Raw genomic sequence first — 20,460 nt, forward strand, 5'->3', positions numbered from 1 at the left:
TTGGGGCGCCTGGATGTTCGGCCGGGTCGGAGCCGCGGCAGACCTGTCCTGATCTGTCCCTTTCACCGCTCACGTTCGGTCATCGAACGAGTCTGAGCTGTGCCGGAACGCGCCGCGTCGGCACCGGAACGAACCGGTGCGGTACGCGAACGTGCCGGTGCGGCACGGGAGACGAGCCGCAGCAGCGCGGGGTCGGCCGGAAGCGGCAGCGCGTCCCGGTGCAGCGCCCCCGCGATCAGCAGCGCGCCGTCCAGCGGATCACCGGCCGCCGGTACGAGCCTGGCGTCCGGCAGCATCCGCCCGGCCCGCTCACGCAGCGGCCCGAGCAGCGGCTCACCCATCTTGAACAGGCCACCGGTCAGCGCCACGTCCACCGCGGCGGCGTCCGGCCGTACGGCAGCCGCCGACTCCAGGATGTGCGTCGCGGCGGCCTGCAGGATGCCGGAGGCCACCGGGTCGCCCCCCGTGGCGCAGGCGGCCACGTCGGGCGCGAACGAGGCCAGTACGGCGGGCCGGTCGGGTCGCGGGTAGAGCTGTGCGGGCATCCCGTCGAGCGGCCCGAAACGGTCCTCCGCGCGGGCCAGCAGCGCCGTGGAGCCGCCCGCCCTGCCGTCGTGCGCGCGCATCGCCGCGTCCAGGCCCGCGCGGCCGATCCAGGACCCGCCGCCCGCGTCGCCCAGCAGATGGCCCCAGCCGTCCGCGCGCAGCCAGCCGCGGCCGTCGGCCGCGGTGCCGAGCGCGATCATGCCGGTGCCCGCGGCGACGACGACGCCCGGCCGCAGACCGAGCGCGCCCGCGTACGCGGTCACCGCGTCACCGGCCAGCGCCAGCGACTCCACCCCGAAGGCGGCGGCCAGGGCGTCGGGCAGCACGGCGCGCAGGTCGGTGCCGAGTGTGGCCATACCGGCCGCGCCGACGCATGCGGCGGCCAGCGTGCCGGCCCCGGCCTTGTCCAGCAGGCCGTTCACCAGGGGCACGACCTGGTCGAGCAGGCTCGCGGCGTCGATCCCGCGCTCGCCGGTCACGGCCGGGCGGGCCGAGACGGCGGGCGCGGACACCTCGGTGCCGTCGGCGCGGGCGACGGCCACCCGCACCCCGGAACCGCCGGAGTCGATCCCGAGCACCCAGTCAGCGGAAGCGGGCACGGATCAGCCGAGCCCGCGCGAGTCCTGCTTGAGCGCGGTGTCCACGGTCAGCGCCGAGGCGACGACCATGCTCAGCAGCGGGTCGGCCAGCGGCCGGTGGATCTGGAGGACGTAGTTGTCCGCCGTGGTGAACATGGTCTTGGCCAGGCCCTCCCACGTCTTGGTGATCCGGCCGATCTCCGTCTCCGTGTGGTCCACGATGGCGAAGTTCCATGCCCGCCAGTTCTCGGCCTTGATGGCACCGATCTGCTGGCCGTTGTACATGAACGCGAACTTGATCTTGCCGAAGGCGTTCTGCTGCACGATCTCGCCGAGCGGCTCACCGTTCGAGCGGTGCACCAGCACCTTGGACTTGATGAACTTCGCGGGCCGGGTGAGCACCAACTGCGGCTGCCCGTGCGCGTCCCTGACCTCCAGCTTGTGGGTCAGGAACTGGTCCACGCTGGAGACGAAGCGCAGCACCTTCTTCGCTGTGCTCTGCCCGATCTCGACGACCGAGCCGAGGGTACGGCCCTGCTGGTCGAAGACGCTGTACTCGTTGACCAGCTCGATCAGCTTGGCCTTCTGGTTCACCACCAGGATCGGCTCGGTGAACAGGGTGCCGCCGCCGAACGAGGTCGGCGCTATCCCGGCCTGCTGCTGCACCTGGCGCTGGACCTTGGACGGGTCGGGGGCGCCGCTGACATTCACCTCCCACGCGTTGCCGCCGCCTTGCTGCTGCTGCGGAATCTGGCCGGGGTTCGTGTGCTCCGTCCACTGTTTGCCGTCCCAGTAGCGGAGCAGATTCGGAGTGCCTTGCGGGTCGGCGTACCAGCCCGCCGGAGTATTGGGATGCGTCGTCACCCGGGCAGAGTACCGTCAAGACATGTCAGGGAAGGAGCCAGTCGACCGGCTGCGCACCCTGCCGGACCAGCAGATCATTGGCGCGGCTGAAGGGCCGTGAGCCGAAGAAGCCGCGGTCGGCCGACATGGGGGAGGGGTGCGAGGACTCGATGGCGGGCAACTGCCCGAGCAGCGGCCGCAGATTGCGGGCGTCCCGGCCCCACAGCACGGAGACCAGCGGACGGCCCCGGGCGGCGAGCGCCCTGATCGCCTGCTCGGTGACCTCTTCCCAGCCCTTGCCGCGGTGCGCGGCGGGCCGCCGGGGCGCGGTGGTCAGCGCCCTGTTGAGCAGCAGCACACCCTGCCGCGTCCACGGCGTGAGATCCCCGTTGGACGGCCGCGGCAGCCCCAGGTCGGAGCCCAGTTCGCGGTAGATGTTCTCCAGACTGCCCGGCAGCGGCCGTACGTCCGGCGCGACGGAGAAACTGAGTCCCACCGCGTGCCCCGGGGTCGGATACGGGTCCTGCCCGACGATCAGCACCCGCACGTCGTCGAAGGGCTGCTGGAACGCGCGCAGTACGTTCGCACCGGAGGGAAGGTACGTACGCCCCGCGGCGATCTCGGCGCGGAGGAAGTCCCCCATCGCCGCGATCCGGTCCGCCACCGGTTCGAGCGCCTTCGCCCAGCCCGCTTCGACGATCTCGTTCAATGGTCGCGCTGTCACGGTCCGTCACTCTACTGGCTCAACGGCCGTGCCGCGGACGGGGATCGGACCCGCCCGCGCAACGACGGCTCGTCCGGCGGACCGCCGGGCAGGACCGGTCAGATACCGGCCCGGCGGAAGGCCCGCCCGTACTGCTGCGGCACCGCCACCTCGGAGCCCAGCTCACGGGCGGCGTGCAGCGGCCAGTTCGGCGTACGCAGCAGTTCGCGGCCGAGCAGGACGGCGTCGGCCTGGCCGGTGGACAGGATCGTCTCGGCCTGCCGGGGGTGGGTGATCTCGCCGACGGCCGCCACCGGCAGACCGGTCTCGGCCTTCACGCGGGCCGCGAAGGGCACCTGGTAGCCGGGGCCGAGCGGAATGCGTACGCCCGCGGCGTTCCCGCCCGTGGACACGTCGAGCAGGTCGACCCCGCGCACGAGCAGTTCCTTGGCAAAGCGGACCGTCTCGTCCGCCGTCCAGCCGCCGTCCTCCAGCCAGTCGGTGGCCGAGATGCGGAAGAACAGCGGCAGTTCCTCCGGCCAGACCTCGCGCACGGCGTCGACCGTCTCCAGCGCGAACCTGATCCGGTTCTCGAAGGCGCCGCCGTAGCCGTCGGTGCGGTGGTTGCTGTGCGGAGAGAGGAATTCGCCGATCAGATAGCCGTGCGCGCCGTGCAGTTCGAGCACCTCGAAGCCCGCCGCGAGCGCGCGCCGGGCCCCGGCCACGAACTGCCCGACGACGTCCCTGATGTCCGCCTCCGACAGCTCGGTCGGCACCTTGGACTCGTCGGAGAACGCCACCGGGCTCGGCGCCACCGGCTGCCAGCCGCGCTCGTCCGCGCCCAGCGGGCCGCCGCCCGCCCACGGCCGGTCCGTGGACGCCTTGCGTCCGGCGTGGCCGATCTGGATGCCGGGCACGGTGCCGTGGTCCTTGAGGAAGCGGGTGATCCGGCTGAAGGCCGCCACCTGGTGGTCGTTCCAGATCCCGAGGTCGGCGGGGCTGATCCGGCCCTCGGGGCTGACCGCGGTCGCCTCGACCAGGATCAGTCCGGCGCCGCCGACCGCCCGCGACGCGTAGTGCGCGAAGTGCCAGTCGCCGGGCGCTCCCTCGTCGGGCCCCTCGGTCGCCGCCGAGTACTGGCACATCGGCGCCATCCAGGCCCGGTTGGGAATGGTCACGGACCGCAGGGTGAAGGGCTCGAACAGCGCGCTCACGGCACTCTCCTCGTCGTCGGACTCCGTCGCGGGGCTCCACCGGTCGGGGCCTGTCGCCGCGCACTGGTGACGGCTTCTACGATAGACGCCGTAGTACGGCAGACGTCAAACTACGACGGGTATCGTAATATGACGTTCATGACACTCCCGATTCCGTCCCACGCGCCACCGGCACCGGCACCGGCACCGTTGTCGTCGGCGCCAGCCGCAGGTGCCGACGCCCCGGCCGCCGCCGGGCGCGCGCTGGAGCACCCCGGCGCCGGGGAGATCCGGCTCGAAGAGGTGCTGCACGCGCTGTCCGACCCGATGCGGCTGATCGTGGTCCGCAATCTGGCCGCGGCCCACGGTGAAGTGGCCTGCTCCGACGTGCCGTTGCCGGTCAGCAAGTCCACGACCACGCACCACTTCCGGGTGCTGCGCGAGGCGGGCGTCATCAGCCAGATCTACCGCGGCACCTCCAAGATGAACGCGCTGCGCATGGACGACCTCGAAGCGCTCTTCCCCGGTCTTCTCGACCGCGTCCTCGACGCGGCGGCCCGCCAGGCGGCCCGGCTCGACGGCTGACTGTGGGGCGTGGGGCGCCCGGATCCAAAGTCTGTATCCGAGTCCCTGGATTCGAGTGCCCGGATTCGAGTGCCCGGATTTCGAGTGGCTGGATTCGACGCGCCTCGATCCGTCCCGTCCGTGACGGGCCTCAGGCCGGTCCCTCGGCGGGCGGCGACGACGAGTGGCCCGCCGCCGTCAACAGCCCTTCCCAGTCGGGGATCTTGACCGTCCCCCGGTCCAGGGAACGGCCCCACTCCGCCTCCGCCGCCTCGATCGCCAGCCAGCCCCGCCAGGCGACCGGCCGTACGCCCGCGGCCCGCAGCCCGGCCAGCGGATCGGCCGACAGCTCTCGCGTCAGCAGACCCGGCGCGTCGGCGAGCAGCGCCGTCGCGGTCTCCTTGGCGCACGGCCGGTTGGTGCCGATCACACCGGTCGGCCCGCGCTTGATCCAGCCCGCCACGTACTCGCCGGGGGAGGGCGTACCGTCGCGCAGCACGCGGCCCGCGTCGTTCGGCACCACCGCGCCCCGAGGGTCGAAGGGCAGGCCGGGCAGCGGCACCCCCTGATAGCCGACCGAGCGCAGGACGAGTCCCGCGTCGATCTCCTCGCCGCCGCCTGTATCGGACACACCGCCGCGCCCGTCAGGACCCGTTCGGGTGAAACGGACCGCGCGCACCCGCCCGGCCTCGTCGGCGAGGAACGCGGTGGGGCGCAGGAAGAACCGCACATGGAGTCGGCGCGGCCGTCCCCGCGGCGGCTGCGCGGCCCACGAGCGCAGCACCTCCACATTGCGCCGGGCCGCCGTCGGCAGACCGGAGGGGGCGGCGTACGCCGGGTCGAGCGCCAACTCGTCCTCGCGCACGATCACATCGGTGTCGGCCAGCGCGCCCAGCTCACGCAGCTCCTTGGTGGTGAACTTCGCCTGCGAGGGCCCGCGCCGCCCCACCATGTGGATGTCGGTGACGCGGCTGTCGGCGAGCGCCCGCAGCGCCGCCTCCGGTACGTCGGTGCGCCGCAGTTCGTCCGCGCGCCGGGCCAGCACGCGCGCCACGTCGACCGCGACGTTCCCCACGCCGATGACCACGGCCGAGCGGGCCCGCAGCGCGAAGCCGTCCGGCGGCTCGTCGGGGTGCGCGCTGTACCAGGACACGAAGCGGGTCGCCGAGTAGCTGCCGGGCAACTCCTCGCCGGGCACGCCCAGTCTGCGGTCGGTCGCGGCGCCCACGCAGTAGACCACCGCGTGGTACAGACCGAGCAGCCGCTCCGGCGTCAGCGGCGCGGGCCCCACGCCGACGTTGCCGAGGAAGCGGACCCGCGGGTCCTCCAGCACCTTGCGCAGGCTGCCCTGGAGGGACTTGATCTTCTCGTGGTCGGGCGCGACACCGTATCTGACCAGGCCGTACGGGCACGGCAACCGGTCGAGCACGTCAACCGCGACATCCGGCACCGACTCCTGACGGGTGAGCGCGTCCGCGGTGTACACCCCGCTCGGACCCGAACCGACGACTGCGACGCGTAACACGACGGTGCTCCCTTCGGCGGGATGTCACCAGCATGCGCCCTCCGGACGCGTCGCGGCAGAGCGCCGCACCCGGCGGCCCGGTCGAGGCGCACGATTTCAGCCCACCGGTCGCCGGTCCCCGCCGTCCCCGCCGCCCCCGTCCCCGCCCGCGCCGGCCTTCGCGGGGGCCACCGCGCAGTCCTTCGGCGGCACCCCCAGCGTCCACTCCAGCCCGTACCGCTCGAAGAGTTCGGCCCGCAGCCGCGACAGCGGCATCGGAGCGCCCGGCAGCAGCAGCGCCACGGTCGCGCCCATCAGCAGCGCGCGCAGCAGCCGGTACTCCGCCTCCGGACCCTCGGGTCCCGACACGATTCCCGCGCCGTCCACCGCCTGGCTCAGCAGCGCCGCGAGCTTCTGCTGCTCCGGGCACTGGATGAAACCCTCCGCCTGGAGGATCGACGCCATGTGCGTACGCATCAAGGTGGTGTGCGTCTGCGTGAGGCCGAGGACCGCGTCGATGGCCCGCGCCAGCCGTTCCTGGCCGTCCTCCGACCGCGGCTCGCGGTCCAGCGCGGCGGCCAGTTCCATGTGCATCAGCCGGTGCACGGCGGACTGCAACAGTTCGCGCTTTCCCGCGAAGTAGTACGAGACCAGGCCGCGTGCCGACCCCGCCCGCTGGGTGATGTCCGCCAGCGTGGTGGCCGCGTAGCCGCGTTCCTCGACCAGCTCCACGGTTGCCTGGAGCAACCGTTCTCGGGAACGCTGACGCATAGCTTCATTGACCGATGCGCTCCGAGGGGACATTATTTACTCCTGCGTTGACTGGCTGCGAGCCAATATACTCAGCGCAACCCGGCGGGCTTCGCCCTGTCCGGGAAACGGGGGATGGTGCCGGGCCCGGCGGCGCGGGGGATCGCCGGGACCGGCGCCGATCCCGAAAGCGCTTGTCATCGAGGCTCGTGTCCTGAAAGCGCTTGCCCCTTCAGCGGCCGGTTCATGAGCGCTCGGCGCGTACGGTGCGCGGCGCCGCATCAGCCCAGTCGGTAGCCCAGTCGGTCCAGGACGCCGAGCAGCGCGTCGGGACGTGCCGTCACCGGCAGATGGTCCACCAGGAACACCGGGCAGCCCAGTGCGGCGGCGCCGCCGTCGGCCGCACGGCTGTCGCCCACCATCGCGACGTCCGCGGGCTCCAGCCCGAGCCCGTCGCAGGCGATCCGGAACAGCCGCTCGTCCGGCTTCTGGACGCCGTGCTCGAAGCTCAGCGCGAAGACGTCCACCAACTCGTCCAGCCCATGCTCCCCGAAGACCGGCCGCAGATCCCATCCGATGTTGCTCACCACCGCCACCGGCACGCCCCGGTCCCGCAGAGCCCGCAGCACGCGCTCGGTGTCGGGGTACGGATTCCACGCGGCGGGCGCCATGTGCCGGTCGTAGAGCGCGTCGTGCACATCCCAGGGGAGCGCGACGGTACGGGACAGGCCGCCGTACGCCGCCCGGTGCTCGGCCGCGCTGGTGTCGCGCCTGGCCCAGGCCGCCGCCAATCGCGGCGGAATCCGCTCGGGCGGTCCGCCGCCGGGCAGCGCGCCCGCCCGCTCCAGCGTTCCGGCGTACGCCGCGACCTCGTCGTCGGTGGCCGTGACGCCCTCGGCGGTGAGCGCCGACCGCAGCCAGGACTCGGCCGCTTCGACCCGCATCAGGGTGCCGGAGAAGTCGAACATCACGCCTTTGACGGCCATGGCCCCGCCTCTCCCGCCGCCGCTCAGGTCAGCGCGCCGAGGCCGGGGCCGAAAGCGATCAGCAGCGGGACGGCCGGGACCAGCAGCGCGAAGGCCGTCATCCGCACCCGTTGGCCGAGCGGCAGCCGGGGCGCGGGATCGAGCAGCCGGTGCACGCGGCCGGGCAGCGCGGCGAGCGGCGTGGGGCAGGGGCCGAAGACACCGCGTTCCGCGTTGAGTTCGACCAGCGCGAGGGCGGTGGTGAGGCGGCCGAAGCGGCGCGAGGCGGTGTCGTCGGCCGCCAGTTCCACCAGGTGGTGCACCTGGTCACGGAAGGCGGCGAAGACCGGCACCTGCGGGAAGCCGCCCGCGAGCGCGCCCGAGCAGTGCAGCAGCACGTCGTGCCTGGCGCGTACGTGTCCCTGCTCGTGGGCCAGCACGGCGTCCAGTTGGCGGCCCTTCAGGCGGCGCAGCGCGGCCGTGGTGATGACCAGTTGGGGCTCGGCGCCGGACAGCCACCAGGCGTCGGAGCGGGCGTCCTCCAGGACCACCAGACGCTCGCCGGGCGTGACGGTCTCGCCGGGCAGCCGGGGCGCGCGCACGCGGAGTTCCGCGCGGCGCTGCTTGCGCCGCGACCGTGTGCCGCGCACCTCGCGGGTGAGCATCGCCGCGGTCCACACACCGCCGAGCGCGAGCAGGACGGCGATGGTCCCGGCCCAGCGGCCGTACTCGGACAGCGCGTAGGCGTCGACCACACCGCTCGGGGCGAAGGCGAAGAGATTGCCGCGGACCGCGGCCCAGGCGGCCGAGGCGGAAAGCGCCATGGCCAGCACGCAGCACAGCAGTACGGCGGCGACCACACACTGCCAGACCCACAGGGCCAGCACCGGTTCGCGTTCCGGCCACTTGGCACGGGACAGCAGACGCGGCGCCATCGCCGCCGCAAGTGCGCCGAGAATCAGCAGCACGAACGGGACCGTCATGGTGATCAGCCTAGGAGGCGCGCGGTTCACGGGGGACGGACCACGACCCGATGTGACGCATGACTCACGGCAGCGAGTCCGTCACAGGGTCAGCAGCATCGCGAACATCCCCAGCGCCATCGCCACCCGGCAGGCCGCCGCGACCTCCGGCGCGTGCCGCAGCGGGACACGGTCCCGGCCGCCGCCCGCGCCTCCTTCCGCCTGGCCGGTGGATATCAGCGGGCCGCCGCCCGGCGCGCCGTGCGCCTGCGCCGGGAGCGCGACCAGGGTGGTGCCGCTGCGCAGGACGTAGCCCGCGAAGTAGAGCAGCAGCAGGCCGGTGAGCAGCGGGGTGCCCGCGCCGGTGGCCGCCATGTGCTCGGCGTGGCCGCCGTGCGCCGACGCCGCCCCGCCCATCGCCACGGCCATGTACACCATCGCGGCCGAGCACACGGAGTGGTGCAGATGGTGGCCGGGCCGCCGGACCAGCAGCAGCGCCCGTACCCCGGCCAGCGCGAAGACCACGCCGAGGACGACGGCGAACAGCGGCGTCCCCCACGGCCGCGGGTCGAGGACGGACATCGGGACGGCCATCACCGCCATGCCCGCCGCCATCACCGCCTCGTCGCGCGCTTCGCGGCGCAGCAGGCACGCGACCGCGGCGACGGTGCTGAGCGCCACGAGCAGCCAGGCCACCAGCGGTGGTCCGTGCATGCCGTCCTCCCCCTCATCCTCACGCCTCTTCGGCGCGCCCCGGTCCGTGCGGTGACCCTCGGCCGGTCCGGTCCGGTCCGGTCCGTTCAGGTCCGGTCCGTGACGACCGGCCCGGTCCAGTCCGTGACGACCGGACCGCCGGACGGTTGTTCGGCGGTCCCAGGAGAACTGCCCAGGTCCGAGGGCGCACACCCGAGCGCATCGGGGTAGTCGGGGGAGCGTGTCACCGCGGCGCGCGCCGTCGCGGATCGCCGTGTGCCACGATCTCGTGCGCGTCGCCCGACCGCAACGCCTCCGGGCCGGCGTCCGGCGCCTCGGCCCCGCGCGCCCGCGCCGCGGCCCGCGACCTGCGTACTTCCCGCGCCTGCCGGGCGCCGGAGCGCTGTGTGACGGCCACGCAGACCAGTACGGCGAGCGCCGCGGGCAGTGTGGCGCGGCCCAGGTGCTCACCGAGCAGCGCGGCGGACCACACCAACGTCAGCACGGGCTGGGCGAGTTGGAGCTGGCTGGCCCTGGTCACCCCGATCGCCGCCATGCCGCGGTACCAGACCATCAGGCCGAGGAACTGCGACACCACCGAGACCCACACCAGCCCGCCGACCGACTCGCCGGTCAGCCGTACCGGCTCCAGCGACAGCGACACGACCGCGGCGGGCAGGGTGAGCGGCAGCGTACCGACCAGCGCCCAGCCGACCACCTGCCAGCCCGGCAGCACCGACGCCAGCCGCCCGCCCTCCACGTAACCGGCGGCGCAGACCAGCAGCGAGGCGAAGAGGAAGCCGTCCCCTGCGGTCGGCGCGCCGCCGCTCTCGCCGAGCGAGAAGGCGGTGACCACCGCCGCGCCCGCGACGGCCGCGATCCAGAACGTACGGGACGGCCGCGCGCCGGTGCGTACGGCCGCGAGCACCGCGGTGCACAGCGGGAGCGCGCCGACGACGACGGCGGCGTGCGAGGTGTCGGTGGTGCGCAGCGCGAGGGTGGTCAGCAGTGGGAAGCCGATGACGACACCGCAGGCGACCACGGCCAGGCCCGCCCAGTGCTCCCGGTCCGGCACCTTCGCCCGGCCCGCCGCGAGGAAGGCCCCGGCGACCGCGGTGGCCAGGACCGCCCGGACCGTCACCGCCGACCAGGCGCCGAATCCGCTCAGCGCCCAGTGGGTGGAAGGGAAGGTGAGCGAAAAGGCGGCCACACCGAGACAGGCGAGCGCGGTGCCCGCGACCGCTACTGAGGTGCGGGGAGTAGCGCTATTCTTATCCTTCATGAATGACGATAGCAGTGCCAGTGCGCTGGCAGAATCCCTCCGAGGAGAGCTGGACCGCTTCTCACCGGGAGCGAAACTGCCGTCGAGCCGGGCCCTGGTCGAGCGGTTCGGGGTCAGCCCGGTGACGGTCTCGCGGGCGCTGGCGACGCTCGCCGCGCAGGGACTGGTCGTCACCCGGCCCGGCGCGGGCACCTACCGGGCCGCCGAGGACACGGCGACCACCACCGCCGTCGACACCTCCTGGCAGCAGGTCGCGCTCACCGCGGAGGACCCGGACGTGGCACCGCGCGTGGTCGACGCCTCCGGAGTGCTGGGCTGCCTGGTCGGCCCGCCGCAGGGCGTCATCCCCCTCAACGGCGGCTATCTGCACCCCGGCCTCCAGCCCGAGCGGGCGCTCGGCGCCGCGCTGGCCCGCGCCGCCCGCAGGCCCGGTGCCTGGGAACGGCCGCCGCTGGAAGGGCTCACCGCGCTGCGGAACTGGTTCGGCCGCGAGGCGGGAGTCCCGCCCGCCCAGGTGCTGATCACCTCCGGCGGGCAGGCCGCCCTCACCACGGCCCTGCGCGCGCTGGCCGCGCCGGGCTCCGCCGTACTCGTCGAATCGCCCACCTACCCCGGCGCGCTCTCCGCCGCCCGCGCCGCGGGGCTGCGGCCGGTGCCGGTCCCGCTCGACGCGGACGGCGTCCGGCCCGATCTGCTCGCCGACGCCTTCGAGGCCAGCGGCGCGCGGGTCTTCTTCTGCCAGCCGCTCTTCCAGAATCCGACCGGCGCGGTGCTCGCCGCCGGGCGCCGCCGCCAGGTGCTCGACATCGCGCGGGCGGCGGGCGCCTTCGTGGTCGAGGACGACTTCGCCCGGCGGCTCGGCCACGGCGACCCGCTGCCGCCGCCCCTGGTCGCCGAGGACCCGTACGGCACCGTCGTCCACTTCGCGTCGCTCACCAAGCCGACCTCGCCCAATCTGCGCGTCGGCGCGCTGATCGCCCGCGGCCCGGTGATGGAACGGCTGCGCGCGATCCAGGTGGTCGACAGCTTCTTCGTGCCCAGGCCCCTCCAGGAGGCGACCCTGGAACTCGTCGGCGCGCCCTCCTGGCCGCGCCATCTGCGCGCTGTCACCGCCGCACTGCGCGAGCGGCGCGACGCCATGCTCGCCGCGCTCCGGCACCGCCTGCCGGAACTGGTCCCCGACCCGGTGCCCACCGGCGGCTACCACCTGTGGCTGCGGCTGCCCGACGGCACCGACGAGACCGCGCTGACCGGCGCCGCGCTCCGCGCGGGCGTGGCCGTCGCCCCCGGCCGTCCCTATTTCCCCGCCGAGTCGCCCGCCCCGTACATACGGATCACCTTCGCCTACACCACGGGCGCCGCCGAGATCACCGAAGGCGTCCGGCGCTTCGAGGTGGCGCTGCGCGAGACCGCCCCCGCGCTGTGAGCACCAGCCCTGTCGCGAAGCCCTTCCGCGCGCAGCACATGTGTCCTTCCGCGCGCCGAGCACACGCCCTTCCGCGCGCCGCACACGCGTCCTGTCGCGCGCCGAACCCGCGCCCTGCCCCACGTCGAACACGCGCCCCGTCACGCGCCGACGCCGCCCGCCCGCGAAGACCTCGGCAGGACCCGTGAGCGCGGCCCGGACCTGGGGATAGCCTTGCCCGCATGGATATCGCCGCTCCCCGCTTCCGCGCCGCCACCCCCGACGACGTCCCCGTCCTGGTCGGGCTGATCGAGTCCGCCTACCGCGGCGACGCGAGCCGCGCGGGGTGGACGACGGAGGCGGACATCCTTCAGGGGCAGCGGACCGACCCCGAGGGCGTGCTGGCCGTCATCGAAGGCGCGGACAGCAGGCTGACGGTGGTGGAGTCCGGCGACGAGGTGGTGGCCTGCTGCCAGCTCGAACACCGCGGCGACCACGCGTACTTCGGGATGTTCGCCGTACGGCCCGCGCTCCAGGGCGCCGGGCTCGGCAAGGTGATCCTCGCCGAGGCCGAACGGTTCGCCCGCGAGGAGTGGGACGTCGCCGAGCTGCACATGACGGTGATCTCGGTCCGCGAGGACCTGATCGCCTGGTACGTCCGCCGCGGCTACCAGCGCACCGGGCAGACCAGCCCCTTCCCATACGGCGAGGAGCGCTTCGGGCTGCCGACCAGGGACGACCTGGAGTTCGAGCTGCTCACGAAGAAGCTGGTCTGAGACCCGGACGCCCGCCACCCGATCCACCCGTGCCACCCGGTACCCGGCGCCCCGAACCCGGTCGCCCGGCCCCGGCCGTCACAGCCGTCCCGCCTCCGTGATCCGGCGCAGGAAGTCCCGCGTGCGCTGCTCGGCCGGGGCGCCGAACACCTCGGCGGGAGTGCCGCGCTCCAGGATCACGCCCGCGTCCAGGAAGCAGACCTGATCGGCGACATCGCGGGCGAACGCCATCTCATGGGTGGCGATCACCATCGTCATGCCCTGCTCCTTCAGGTCGCGGACCACCGACAGCACCTCGCCGACGAGCTCCGGGTCGAGCGCCGCGGTCACCTCGTCGAGAAGCAGCAGCCGCGGCCTGGTCGCGACCGCCCGCAGGATCGCCACCCGCTGCTGCTGGCCGCCGCTGAGCCGGTCCGGATACTCCGCGGCCCGGTCGGCGAGCCCCAGCCGGGCCAGCAGCTCCCGCGCCCGCTCCTCCGCCTCGCCCCGCGGCACCCCGTGCACCCGGCGCGGCGCCAGCGTGATGTTGTCCAGCACCGTCATGTGCGGGAACAGGTTGTACGCCTGGAAGACGACGCCGATCCTGCGCCGTACCGCGTCCTGGTCGGCCCGCGGGTCGGTGATGTCCTCGCCGTCCAGGAAGATCGCGCCGTCGTCGATCTCCTCCAGCAGATTCGCGCAGCGCAGCAGCGTGGACTTCCCTGAGCCGGACGCGCCGATCAGCGCCGTGACCGTGTGCGCGGGCACGTCGAGCGCGATGTCCCGCAGAACGACGGAGGAGCCGTACGTCTTGCGGACCGACTCCAGCCGCAGCACGGGCGTGTCCCGGCTCCGGTCCGGATCGGCCAGGTCCCGCGCCTGGGGCGGTACGTCTTTGGCGAGCCGGTCCCCGCCCGTGCCGCTCATACGACGCCTCCCTGCGACTGCCGCCGGTTCATCCTGGCCGTCACCCAGTCGGTGAACCGCGTCATCGGGATGGTCAGCGCGACGAAGATCAGCCCCGCGACCACGTACGGCGTGTAGTTGAAGTCGCGGCTGGCGATGATCTGCGCCGCGTAGACGGCGTCCACGGCGCCCGCGATCGACACCAGGCCGGTGTCCTTCTGGAGCGACACCAGGTCGTTGAGCAGCGGCGGCACCACGCGGCGCACGGCCTGCGGCAGCACCACGTACCGCATCGTCTGCGCGCTGCTGAGGCCGAGCGAGCGGGCCGCGGCGCGCTGGCTCGGGTGGACGGTCTCGATCCCGGCCCTGAACACCTCGGCGACATAGGCGGTGTACGTCAGGCAGAGCGCCAGGCCGCCCAGGAGCACGGGGTCGTTGGTGACGCCGCTCAGCCGCAGCGCGGGCACGCCGAAGACCACCGCGAGCAGGCAGATGATCAGCGGCAGCCCGCGGAAGAAGTCCACGTACGCCGTCGCCAGGGCGCGCAGCGGGAAGAACACCGGGCCGCGCAGGGTGCGCACGACCGCCAGCAGCAGCCCCGCGACCAAGACGACGGCGCCGCACACCACCATCAGCCGCAGATTGAGCCAGAGGCCCTGGAGCACGTCCGGCAGCGCGAGCCGCGCGTAGTGCCCGTTGAGGAACGTCTCACGGGTGCGCTGCCAGCCGGGCGAACTGACGATCAGCCCGATCAGAACCCCGGCGGTCGCCAGGGTGCTGACGCTCGCCACTACCAGGGCGCGGCGGCCGCGGGCGCGTCGGTACAGCTCGCGCTCGATCCGCCGCGCGGACGGCTGGTACGTGTCGACCTGCGCGGGGTCGTCCCGCACGGTCATCCGAGCACCGGGGCGCCGACGGCGTCCGACAGCCACTGCTTCTCCAGGGCGGCCAGCGTCCCGTCGCCGTGCAGGGCGGTGACGGCCCGCGAGACGCACGCGGTCAGCTTGCTGCCCTTGTCGAGGACCAGCCCGAACTGCTCGGGCGAGGAGCCCGCCGCCGCGAACTGCCCGACCACCTTGGCGTCGGTGACCTCGGCCCCGGTGATGTAGAAGGCGGTCGGCAGGTCGACCACGATCCCGTCGACCTGGCCGTTCTTCAGCGCGGCCACGGCGAGGTCGTTGCGCTGGTAGACGGCGGGCTGTTTGGCGGGCTTCACCAGGTTGTCGATGACGTCCAGGCTGGTGGTGCCCACCTGGGCGCCGAGCTTGGCGTTCTTCAGGTCCGCGACGCTGTGCGCGTTCGCGATCTTCGAGGTCTTCAGCGCGACGACGGTCTGCCGTACGTCGTAGTAGCCGGGCGAGAAGTCGACGGCCTTCTTGCGCTCGTCGTTGATCGAAACCTGGTTGATGTCGAAATCGAAGTTCTTGGCACCGGGCGCGAACGCCTTGTTGAAGGCCACGGTCTGCCAGACGACCTGGCCCGGCGCGTAACCGAGCTGCTTGGCCACCGCGTACGCGACCGCCGACTCGTACCCCTTGCCGTTGGACGGCTTGTTGTCCGAGAACCAGGGGTCGTACGCCGGATTGTCGGTGCCGACGGTGAGCTTGCCGGGGGTACGGGTGGCGAGCGTGCCGGGCGCGCACGACGCCGTGGTGGCGGTGGTGGTGCCGGTCGCACCGGCCGACGCCGCGGAGGACGAGGGACCGGCGTCGGTCGTGTCGTCCTGGGGCGAGCAGCCGGCCAGTGCGAGGGTGAGCAGGGCAGCCGCGGCGAGCGCGGCACGGCGCGGGGACAGCGAGATCGCGGGACGCATGGCGGGACCTTGGCACCGCGCGGGCGCGTCTGTCCACGCGATTCGGCCAGTTGTCCGGATGCCGGACCTTTGTGTCCGGCACATTGCGCGGAGCCGCGGGACCGTGGCGCGCCGGGATGACGCCGGTACGGGACCGCGGGGGCTACGCGATGGCCGGTTCCTCGGGGAGGTCGGTGGCGGCGCCGTCCAGCCGCAGCGCGCGGGCCAGGGCCCACTCCTGCGCGGTGTTGACGGTCCAGGCCATGACGGCGATGCCCGCGGCCTGGCAGCGCTCGACGACGTCCAGGTTCACCTGCCGCAGTTCCAGGCTGACCAGGCGGGCGCCCACCGCCTGGGCGCGGGTGACGATCTCCGGGCCGAGGTCGCTGGCGACCAGCACCGTGCGCACGTCGGGCAGCAGCGTACGGATCTCGGCCAGCGCCTCGTCGTGGAAGGACAGCACACTGACCCGGTCGGTCGCGCCGTGCGCGCTCAGGGTGTCGGCCAGCGCGCGGGCCGCCGCCACGTCCTTGATCTCGGCCTGGATCGGCCGGCCGACCGCTTCGAGGACCTCCTCGAAGACCGGTACGCGCTCGCCGAGCCCGGCGTCCAGGCCGCGGATCTCGTCCAGCGTGAGGTCGCGGACCAGGCCGGCGCCGTCGGTGGTGCGGTCGACGTCGGCGTCGTGCATGACGATCAGCGCGCCGTCCTTGCTGAGGTGCAGATCCAGCTCGATCTGGTCCAGGCCCGCCTTTTCGGCTCGGCGGAAGGAGCGCAGGGTGTTCTCCGGCTCGACGCCCATGACCCCGCGGTGGCCGACGGTGAGGAAGCTCATACCGGCACCCTAGCGAGACCGGGCGACGGCGGGCCGAACACGCCGTGACGACTCGGGACCGCGTGCTCAAGCGGCCGCTATGCGCAAGTTTTAGTGACCCATCCCGGCAGACGACAGGAAGAACAGCGGCCTGTCGACCACCAGGCAGGACAATCTCCACCGGCTCCCCTTGATGGATCAACAAGGTCACGGATACGGTGTCCGGACGACAGTTTCTTTTGTGGAGGAGGGGTCATGGGCGAAGTTCTTTCGGCGAAGGTGGCGGACGGCGGCGGTACGTCCGGCGTGGGCATCGTCGGCCACCCCGCGTGGGCGGTGCTGAAGCAGGCCGTCGAAGCCATCAGGCCCTGGCAGCGCAAGGACGGCTCCATCGACTTCGATGCCGAGGGCGCGCCCAGCAAGGACGACGCCGAGCGGACCGTGCGCCGGGTGACCGAGTCGGTCGAACAGCTCTCCCCGCTCCTCCCGCACGACGCCGAGTACCACCGCGCCCTGGTCGCCGACCTGCGCCGCTGGTCCGACGACGGCTTCGGCGTCCCGGACTTCCTCGACTCGCTGCTGGCCTTCCAGCCTGCGGCCGACCGCCGCGACGGCCTGCCGCACCTGGTCGTCTTCCCGATGTACACGCAGAACGGCAACCCGGACCGCAATCTGGAGGCCGTCGCCCTGCGCGTCGTCTGGCCCGACTGGCTGGCCGAGCTGGAGCGCAATCGGTACGACAACCCGCTGTTCGTACCGATCACCTTCGAGGACTTCACCCCCGGCTACGACACCAACTCCGCGGTGCTCTTCCCGGAGACCGTCGCCGTCCGCGAGGCCCCCGAGCGCTGGACCTGGGGCGCGATCTTCTGCGACCGCGAGGCCGCCCGCTTCCGCGCGGTGACCGCCGCCGCCGTCGACACCCTCGGCCTGGAACTGCCCGAGGAGGCGGCCCGGCTGATCGCCGACCAGGACCTGGCGCAGCAGACGTACGTCCTGTGGGACATGATCCACGACCGCACGCACAGCCACGGCGACCTGCCGTTCGACCCGTTCATGATCAAGCAGCGCGCGCCGTTCTGGATGTACGGGCTGGAGGAGCTGCGCTGCGACCTGACCACGTTCAGGGAGGCCGTGAAGCTCCAGGCCGAGGGCCACCCGATGGGCCTGGGCGTGCAGTACGCGATCCTCTTCGACCGGCTCTTCCGCTTCCCGGTCACCGGTGAACGCGTCCGCAACTACGACGGACTCGGCGGACAGCTCCTCTTCGCGTACCTGCACAAGCACGACGCCGTACGCTGGACAGACAACACCCTGCACATCGACTGGGAGCGCGCACCGCAGGTCACCAACCAGCTCTGCGCCGAGATCGAGACGCTCTACCGGGACGGCATCGACCGGCCCAAGCTCGTGCACTGGTTCGCCGCCTACGACCTGGTCGCCAGCTACCTCTCCCCGCATCCCGGCTCGGTCTGGGCGAAGGGCCCCGACGCCCTCGACCTGTCCCAGCCCCCGCGCAAACTCGTGGACGACGTGCTGGCGGACGAGTTTCCGCTCAGCATGTTCTACGAGGCCCTTGCGAAGAAGCTGCGGACGGTGATCACCTCGACCAAGGGAATCACCGGCGAGAGCTCACTTCGGGGCGCCGCGTGACCGGTGCGGCCGAGGAGGCGGACATGACGACCGACACGTACACGGGTGGTCTCGACGGAGCGGTGATCGCCGTGGCGGGCGCGGGCGGCCCCGCGGGGCGGGCGGTACTGCAACGGCTCGCGCGCGAGGGCGGCCATGTGATCGCCGCCGACGCCGACCCCGAGCGGCTGGCCGAGGCCGTCGACGCGGCGCGCTACGACGCGGGCGGCGCTGACATCACCGGCGAGATCGTCGACCTGCTCGACCTGGAGGCGACCCAGGACTGGGCCGGCCGGATCGAGAAGGACCACGGCAGGGTCGACGGCCTGGTCCACCTCGTCGGCGGCTGGCGCGGCTCCGCGTCCTTCCCCGAGACCGACCTCGGCGACTGGGACGTGCTGCACAAGCTGCTGATCCGTACCGTGCAGAACACCTCGCTCGCCTTCCACGACGGCCTCATGCGCAGCCACGGCGGCCGGTACGTGCTGATCAGCGCGTCCGGCGCCACCACGCCGACCGCGGGCAACGCTGCCTACTCCGCGGCCAAGGCCGCGGCCGAGGCGTGGACGCTCGCGCTGGGCGACTCCTTCCGCAAGCTCGGCGGCGCCGACGGACCCACGGCCGCGGCCACTGTGCTGGTGATCAAGGCGTTGGTGCACGATGAGATGCGGGCCACGCGCCCGAACGCCAAATTCGCCGGCTTCACCGACGTGCGCGACCTCGCCGAGGCCATCGCGGACGTCTGGGACCAGAGCCCTACGGAAGTGAACGGGACCCGACAGTGGCTGACGCCCCGACCGTGACAGAACAGCTCGCCAGCGACGCCGTGCGCCGCCACGACCCGCAGGTGCGCGGCTTCGCCAGTGACAACTACGCCGGGGTGCACCCGGAGATCCTCACCGCGCTCGCCCTCGCCAACGGCGGCCATCAGCCCGCCTACGGAGGGGACGAGTACACCGGCCACCTCCAGGAGGTCTTCCGCGGCCACTTCGGCCCGCGCGCGGAGGTCTTTCCGGTCTTCAACGGCACCGGCGCCAACGTGACGGCGCTCCAGGCCGTCACCGAGCGCTGGGGCGCGGTGATCTGCGCCGAGTCCGCGCACATCCACGTGGACGAGTGCGGCGCCCCCGAGCGGGTCGGCGGCCTGAAGCTGCTCACCGTCCCGACCCCGGACGGCAAGCTCACCCCCGAGCTGATCGACCGGCAGGCGTACGGCTTCTCCGACGAGCACCGGGCCCAGCCGCAGGTCGTCTCGATCACTCAGACCACCGAACTGGGCACCTGCTACACGCCCGAGGAGATCAAGGCGATCTGCGACCACGCGCACCAGCTCGGCATGGCCGTGCACCTGGACGGCGCGCGGATCGCCAACGCGGCGGCCGGCCTCGACGTGCCGCTGGCCCGCTTCACCACCGAGGCGGGCGTGGACATCCTCTCCTTCGGCGGCACCAAGAACGGCCTGCTGCTCGGCGAGTGCGTGGTCGTCCTCAGCCCCGAGCGGGTGCGCGCCATCGACTACCTGCGCAAGCTGTCGATGCAGCTCGCCTCCAAGATGCGGTTCGTCTCCGTGCAGTTCGAGGCGCTGCTCTCGGGCGACCTGTGGCTGCGCAGCGCCGCCCACGCCAACGCGATGGCCCGCCGCCTGGAGCGGGCCGTACAGGGTGTGGACGGGGTCACCGTGCTGCGGCCCGTGCAGTCCAACGCCGTCTTCGCGCTGCTGCCGCGCGAGGTCAGCGAGCGGCTGCAGAAGCGTTACCGCTTCTACTTCTGGGACGAGTCGACGGGCGAGGTCCGCTGGATGTGCTCTTTCGACACGACCGAGTCGGACGTGGACGGCTTCGCCGCCGCGCTCGAGGAGGAGATGCGGGCCTAGGGCCTGTCCGGCGGCCCGGAGTCGGCCGCATGAGTATGCGGTTGGCGGTAATTCGATTGATCGAGTGGTCGGCGGTTTCCTAGGCTCCGCATATGGAGCTGATCCTGGAGACCGCCGACCTCTCGGCGTATACGGCCGCCGACGACGTCATCGACCACGGCCACCCACGAGTGCGCGACACCGCGGCCGCGCTGCTGGCCCGTACCACCGGACCGCATGACTATGCGCGGGCCGCCTTCGTATTCGTCCGCGACACGATCCCGCACTCCTTCGACTCCGGCGACGACCGCGTCACCTGGCGGGCCTCCGACGTGCTGGAGCAGCGCACCGGCATCTGCTACGCCAAGTCGCACGCGCTGACGGCGCTGCTGCGCGCCGCGTCCATCCCCGCCGGGCTCTGCTACCAGCGGCTCACCGACGACGACGGTACGGACCCGGTGGTCCACGGCCTGATCGCCCTGCTGCTGCCGGGGCGCGGCCACTGGTCACGGCTGGACGCGCGCGGCAACAAACCCGGCGTCGACGCGCGCTTCTCGCTGGACGAGGAACGGCTCGCGTGGGCGGCGCGCCCGGAGATCGGCGAGGCCGACTATCCGCTCGTGCACGCGGCGCCGCCCACGGCCGTACTGGAGGCCCTGCGCGGCGCGCGCGACCGGTCGGAACTGGCCAGGACGCTGCCCACCGAACTGCCGTGAAGGCG

Annotated in this window: 20 protein-coding genes and 1 pseudogene; 7 read left to right on the forward strand and 14 right to left on the reverse strand. The window is 72.8% G+C overall.

Going from position 1 to position 20,460, the window contains the following annotated elements; translation table 11 throughout:
* Nucleotides 1–62: 62 nt before the first annotated feature.
* The 4 genes from ACIO6U_RS32605 to ACIO6U_RS32620 form a co-directional block, all read right to left on the reverse strand.
* Nucleotides 63–1,145: an N-acetylglucosamine kinase gene (locus ACIO6U_RS32605; RefSeq protein WP_401724603.1), complete on the reverse strand. Its 1,083-nt coding sequence runs from the start codon at nt 1,143–1,145 to the stop codon at nt 63–65.
* 3 nt (nt 1,146–1,148) lie between these two features.
* Nucleotides 1,149–1,988, reverse strand: coding sequence for a phospholipid scramblase-related protein (locus ACIO6U_RS32610; protein ID WP_355343755.1), 840 nt, complete (start codon nt 1,986–1,988; stop codon nt 1,149–1,151).
* 25 nt (nt 1,989–2,013) lie between these two features.
* The gene (locus tag ACIO6U_RS32615) at nt 2,014–2,691 is read right to left on the reverse strand and encodes a uracil-DNA glycosylase (RefSeq protein WP_188280927.1); all 678 of its coding nucleotides are present in this window, start codon (nt 2,689–2,691) and stop codon (nt 2,014–2,016) included.
* Between the two features lie 98 nt (nt 2,692–2,789).
* Entirely contained in the window at nt 2,790–3,884 is a 1,095-nt protein-coding gene (locus tag ACIO6U_RS32620) for an NADH:flavin oxidoreductase/NADH oxidase (RefSeq protein WP_401314042.1), read from the reverse strand.
* Nucleotides 3,885–4,022: 138 nt separating this feature from the next.
* Here ACIO6U_RS32620 and ACIO6U_RS32625 point away from each other — a divergent pair, with 138 nt between their 5' ends.
* Nucleotides 4,023–4,448, forward strand: a complete 426-nt coding sequence (locus tag ACIO6U_RS32625) for an ArsR/SmtB family transcription factor (protein ID WP_401724608.1) — start codon at nt 4,023–4,025, stop codon at nt 4,446–4,448.
* 130 nt (nt 4,449–4,578) lie between these two features.
* On the opposite strand, the gene ACIO6U_RS32630 is transcribed toward ACIO6U_RS32625, so the two are convergent.
* The 6 genes and pseudogenes from ACIO6U_RS32630 to ACIO6U_RS32655 all read right to left on the reverse strand — a co-directional run.
* On the reverse strand, nt 4,579–5,952 hold the full coding sequence (locus ACIO6U_RS32630) for an FAD-dependent oxidoreductase (protein WP_401724610.1): 1,374 nt from the start codon (nt 5,950–5,952) through the stop codon (nt 4,579–4,581).
* 96 nt (nt 5,953–6,048) lie between these two features.
* On the reverse strand, nt 6,049–6,735 hold the full coding sequence (locus ACIO6U_RS32635) for a TetR family transcriptional regulator (protein WP_391164107.1): 687 nt from the start codon (nt 6,733–6,735) through the stop codon (nt 6,049–6,051).
* Between the two features lie 227 nt (nt 6,736–6,962).
* Nucleotides 6,963–7,667, reverse strand: a complete 705-nt coding sequence (locus tag ACIO6U_RS32640; protein ID WP_355343771.1) for an HAD-IA family hydrolase — start codon at nt 7,665–7,667, stop codon at nt 6,963–6,965.
* A gap of 23 nt (nt 7,668–7,690) precedes the next feature.
* On the reverse strand, nt 7,691–8,629 hold the full coding sequence (locus ACIO6U_RS32645; protein WP_355343774.1) for a M56 family metallopeptidase: 939 nt from the start codon (nt 8,627–8,629) through the stop codon (nt 7,691–7,693).
* Between the two features lie 81 nt (nt 8,630–8,710).
* Nucleotides 8,711–9,322 (reverse strand): DUF5134 domain-containing protein, encoded by a 612-nt coding sequence (locus ACIO6U_RS32650; RefSeq protein ID WP_355343777.1) that lies wholly within the window; start codon nt 9,320–9,322, stop codon nt 8,711–8,713.
* A gap of 376 nt (nt 9,323–9,698) precedes the next feature.
* Nucleotides 9,699–10,583 (reverse strand): annotated as a pseudogene (locus tag ACIO6U_RS32655) (DMT family transporter); the annotation flags it as partial.
* Here ACIO6U_RS32655 and ACIO6U_RS32660 point away from each other — a divergent pair.
* Together ACIO6U_RS32660 and ACIO6U_RS32665 are read left to right on the forward strand one after the other, a co-directional pair.
* Nucleotides 10,582–12,009 carry a PLP-dependent aminotransferase family protein gene (locus ACIO6U_RS32660; RefSeq protein ID WP_401724615.1) on the forward strand — a complete coding sequence of 476 codons (1,428 nt, stop codon included), beginning with the start codon at nt 10,582–10,584 and terminating at the stop codon, nt 12,007–12,009. The pseudogene ACIO6U_RS32655 and the gene ACIO6U_RS32660 overlap by 2 nt on opposite strands.
* A gap of 221 nt (nt 12,010–12,230) precedes the next feature.
* Nucleotides 12,231–12,764 (forward strand): GNAT family N-acetyltransferase, encoded by a 534-nt coding sequence (locus ACIO6U_RS32665; RefSeq protein ID WP_355343786.1) that lies wholly within the window; start codon nt 12,231–12,233, stop codon nt 12,762–12,764.
* A 78-nt stretch (nt 12,765–12,842) separates the two neighbouring features.
* Here ACIO6U_RS32665 and ACIO6U_RS32670 read toward each other — a convergent pair whose 3' ends face one another.
* The 4 genes from ACIO6U_RS32670 to ACIO6U_RS32685 all read right to left on the reverse strand — a co-directional run bounded on the left by ACIO6U_RS32670 (nt 12,843) and on the right by ACIO6U_RS32685 (nt 16,276).
* Nucleotides 12,843–13,670, reverse strand: a complete 828-nt coding sequence (locus ACIO6U_RS32670; protein WP_391164113.1) for an ATP-binding cassette domain-containing protein — start codon at nt 13,668–13,670, stop codon at nt 12,843–12,845.
* Nucleotides 13,667–14,545: an amino acid ABC transporter permease gene (locus tag ACIO6U_RS32675; RefSeq protein WP_355343789.1), complete on the reverse strand. Its 879-nt coding sequence runs from the start codon at nt 14,543–14,545 to the stop codon at nt 13,667–13,669. Before ACIO6U_RS32675 ends, ACIO6U_RS32670 begins: the two co-directional genes overlap by 4 nt.
* Nucleotides 14,542–15,462: an ABC transporter substrate-binding protein gene (locus ACIO6U_RS32680; protein WP_401724619.1), complete on the reverse strand. Its 921-nt coding sequence runs from the start codon at nt 15,460–15,462 to the stop codon at nt 14,542–14,544. The genes ACIO6U_RS32675 and ACIO6U_RS32680 overlap by 4 nt, the downstream gene beginning before the upstream one ends.
* Nucleotides 15,463–15,604: 142 nt before the next feature.
* Nucleotides 15,605–16,276 carry a glycerophosphodiester phosphodiesterase family protein gene (locus ACIO6U_RS32685; RefSeq protein WP_355343795.1) on the reverse strand — a complete coding sequence of 224 codons (672 nt, stop codon included), beginning with the start codon at nt 16,274–16,276 and terminating at the stop codon, nt 15,605–15,607.
* Nucleotides 16,277–16,510: 234 nt separating this feature from the next.
* On the opposite strand from ACIO6U_RS32685, the gene ACIO6U_RS32690 reads away from it, so the two are divergent.
* From ACIO6U_RS32690 to ACIO6U_RS32705, 4 genes are all read left to right on the forward strand, one after another.
* A complete protein-coding gene (locus ACIO6U_RS32690; RefSeq protein ID WP_401724622.1) occupies nt 16,511–17,908 on the forward strand; it encodes a DUF6421 family protein in 1,398 nt (465 codons plus the stop codon).
* 23 nt (nt 17,909–17,931) lie between these two features.
* Entirely contained in the window at nt 17,932–18,690 is a 759-nt protein-coding gene (locus ACIO6U_RS32695; protein ID WP_355343801.1) for an SDR family oxidoreductase, read from the forward strand.
* Nucleotides 18,669–19,760, forward strand: a complete 1,092-nt coding sequence (locus ACIO6U_RS32700) for a threonine aldolase family protein (RefSeq protein WP_401724625.1) — start codon at nt 18,669–18,671, stop codon at nt 19,758–19,760. Before ACIO6U_RS32695 ends, ACIO6U_RS32700 begins: the two co-directional genes overlap by 22 nt.
* A gap of 92 nt (nt 19,761–19,852) precedes the next feature.
* A complete protein-coding gene (locus tag ACIO6U_RS32705) occupies nt 19,853–20,455 on the forward strand; it encodes a transglutaminase family protein (protein ID WP_401314023.1) in 603 nt (200 codons plus the stop codon).
* Nucleotides 20,456–20,460: the final 5 nt, after the last annotated feature.

The sequence above is a fragment of the Streptomyces sp. NPDC087422 genome (assembly GCF_044744145.1).
GTDB lineage: Bacteria > Actinomycetota > Actinomycetes > Streptomycetales > Streptomycetaceae > Actinacidiphila.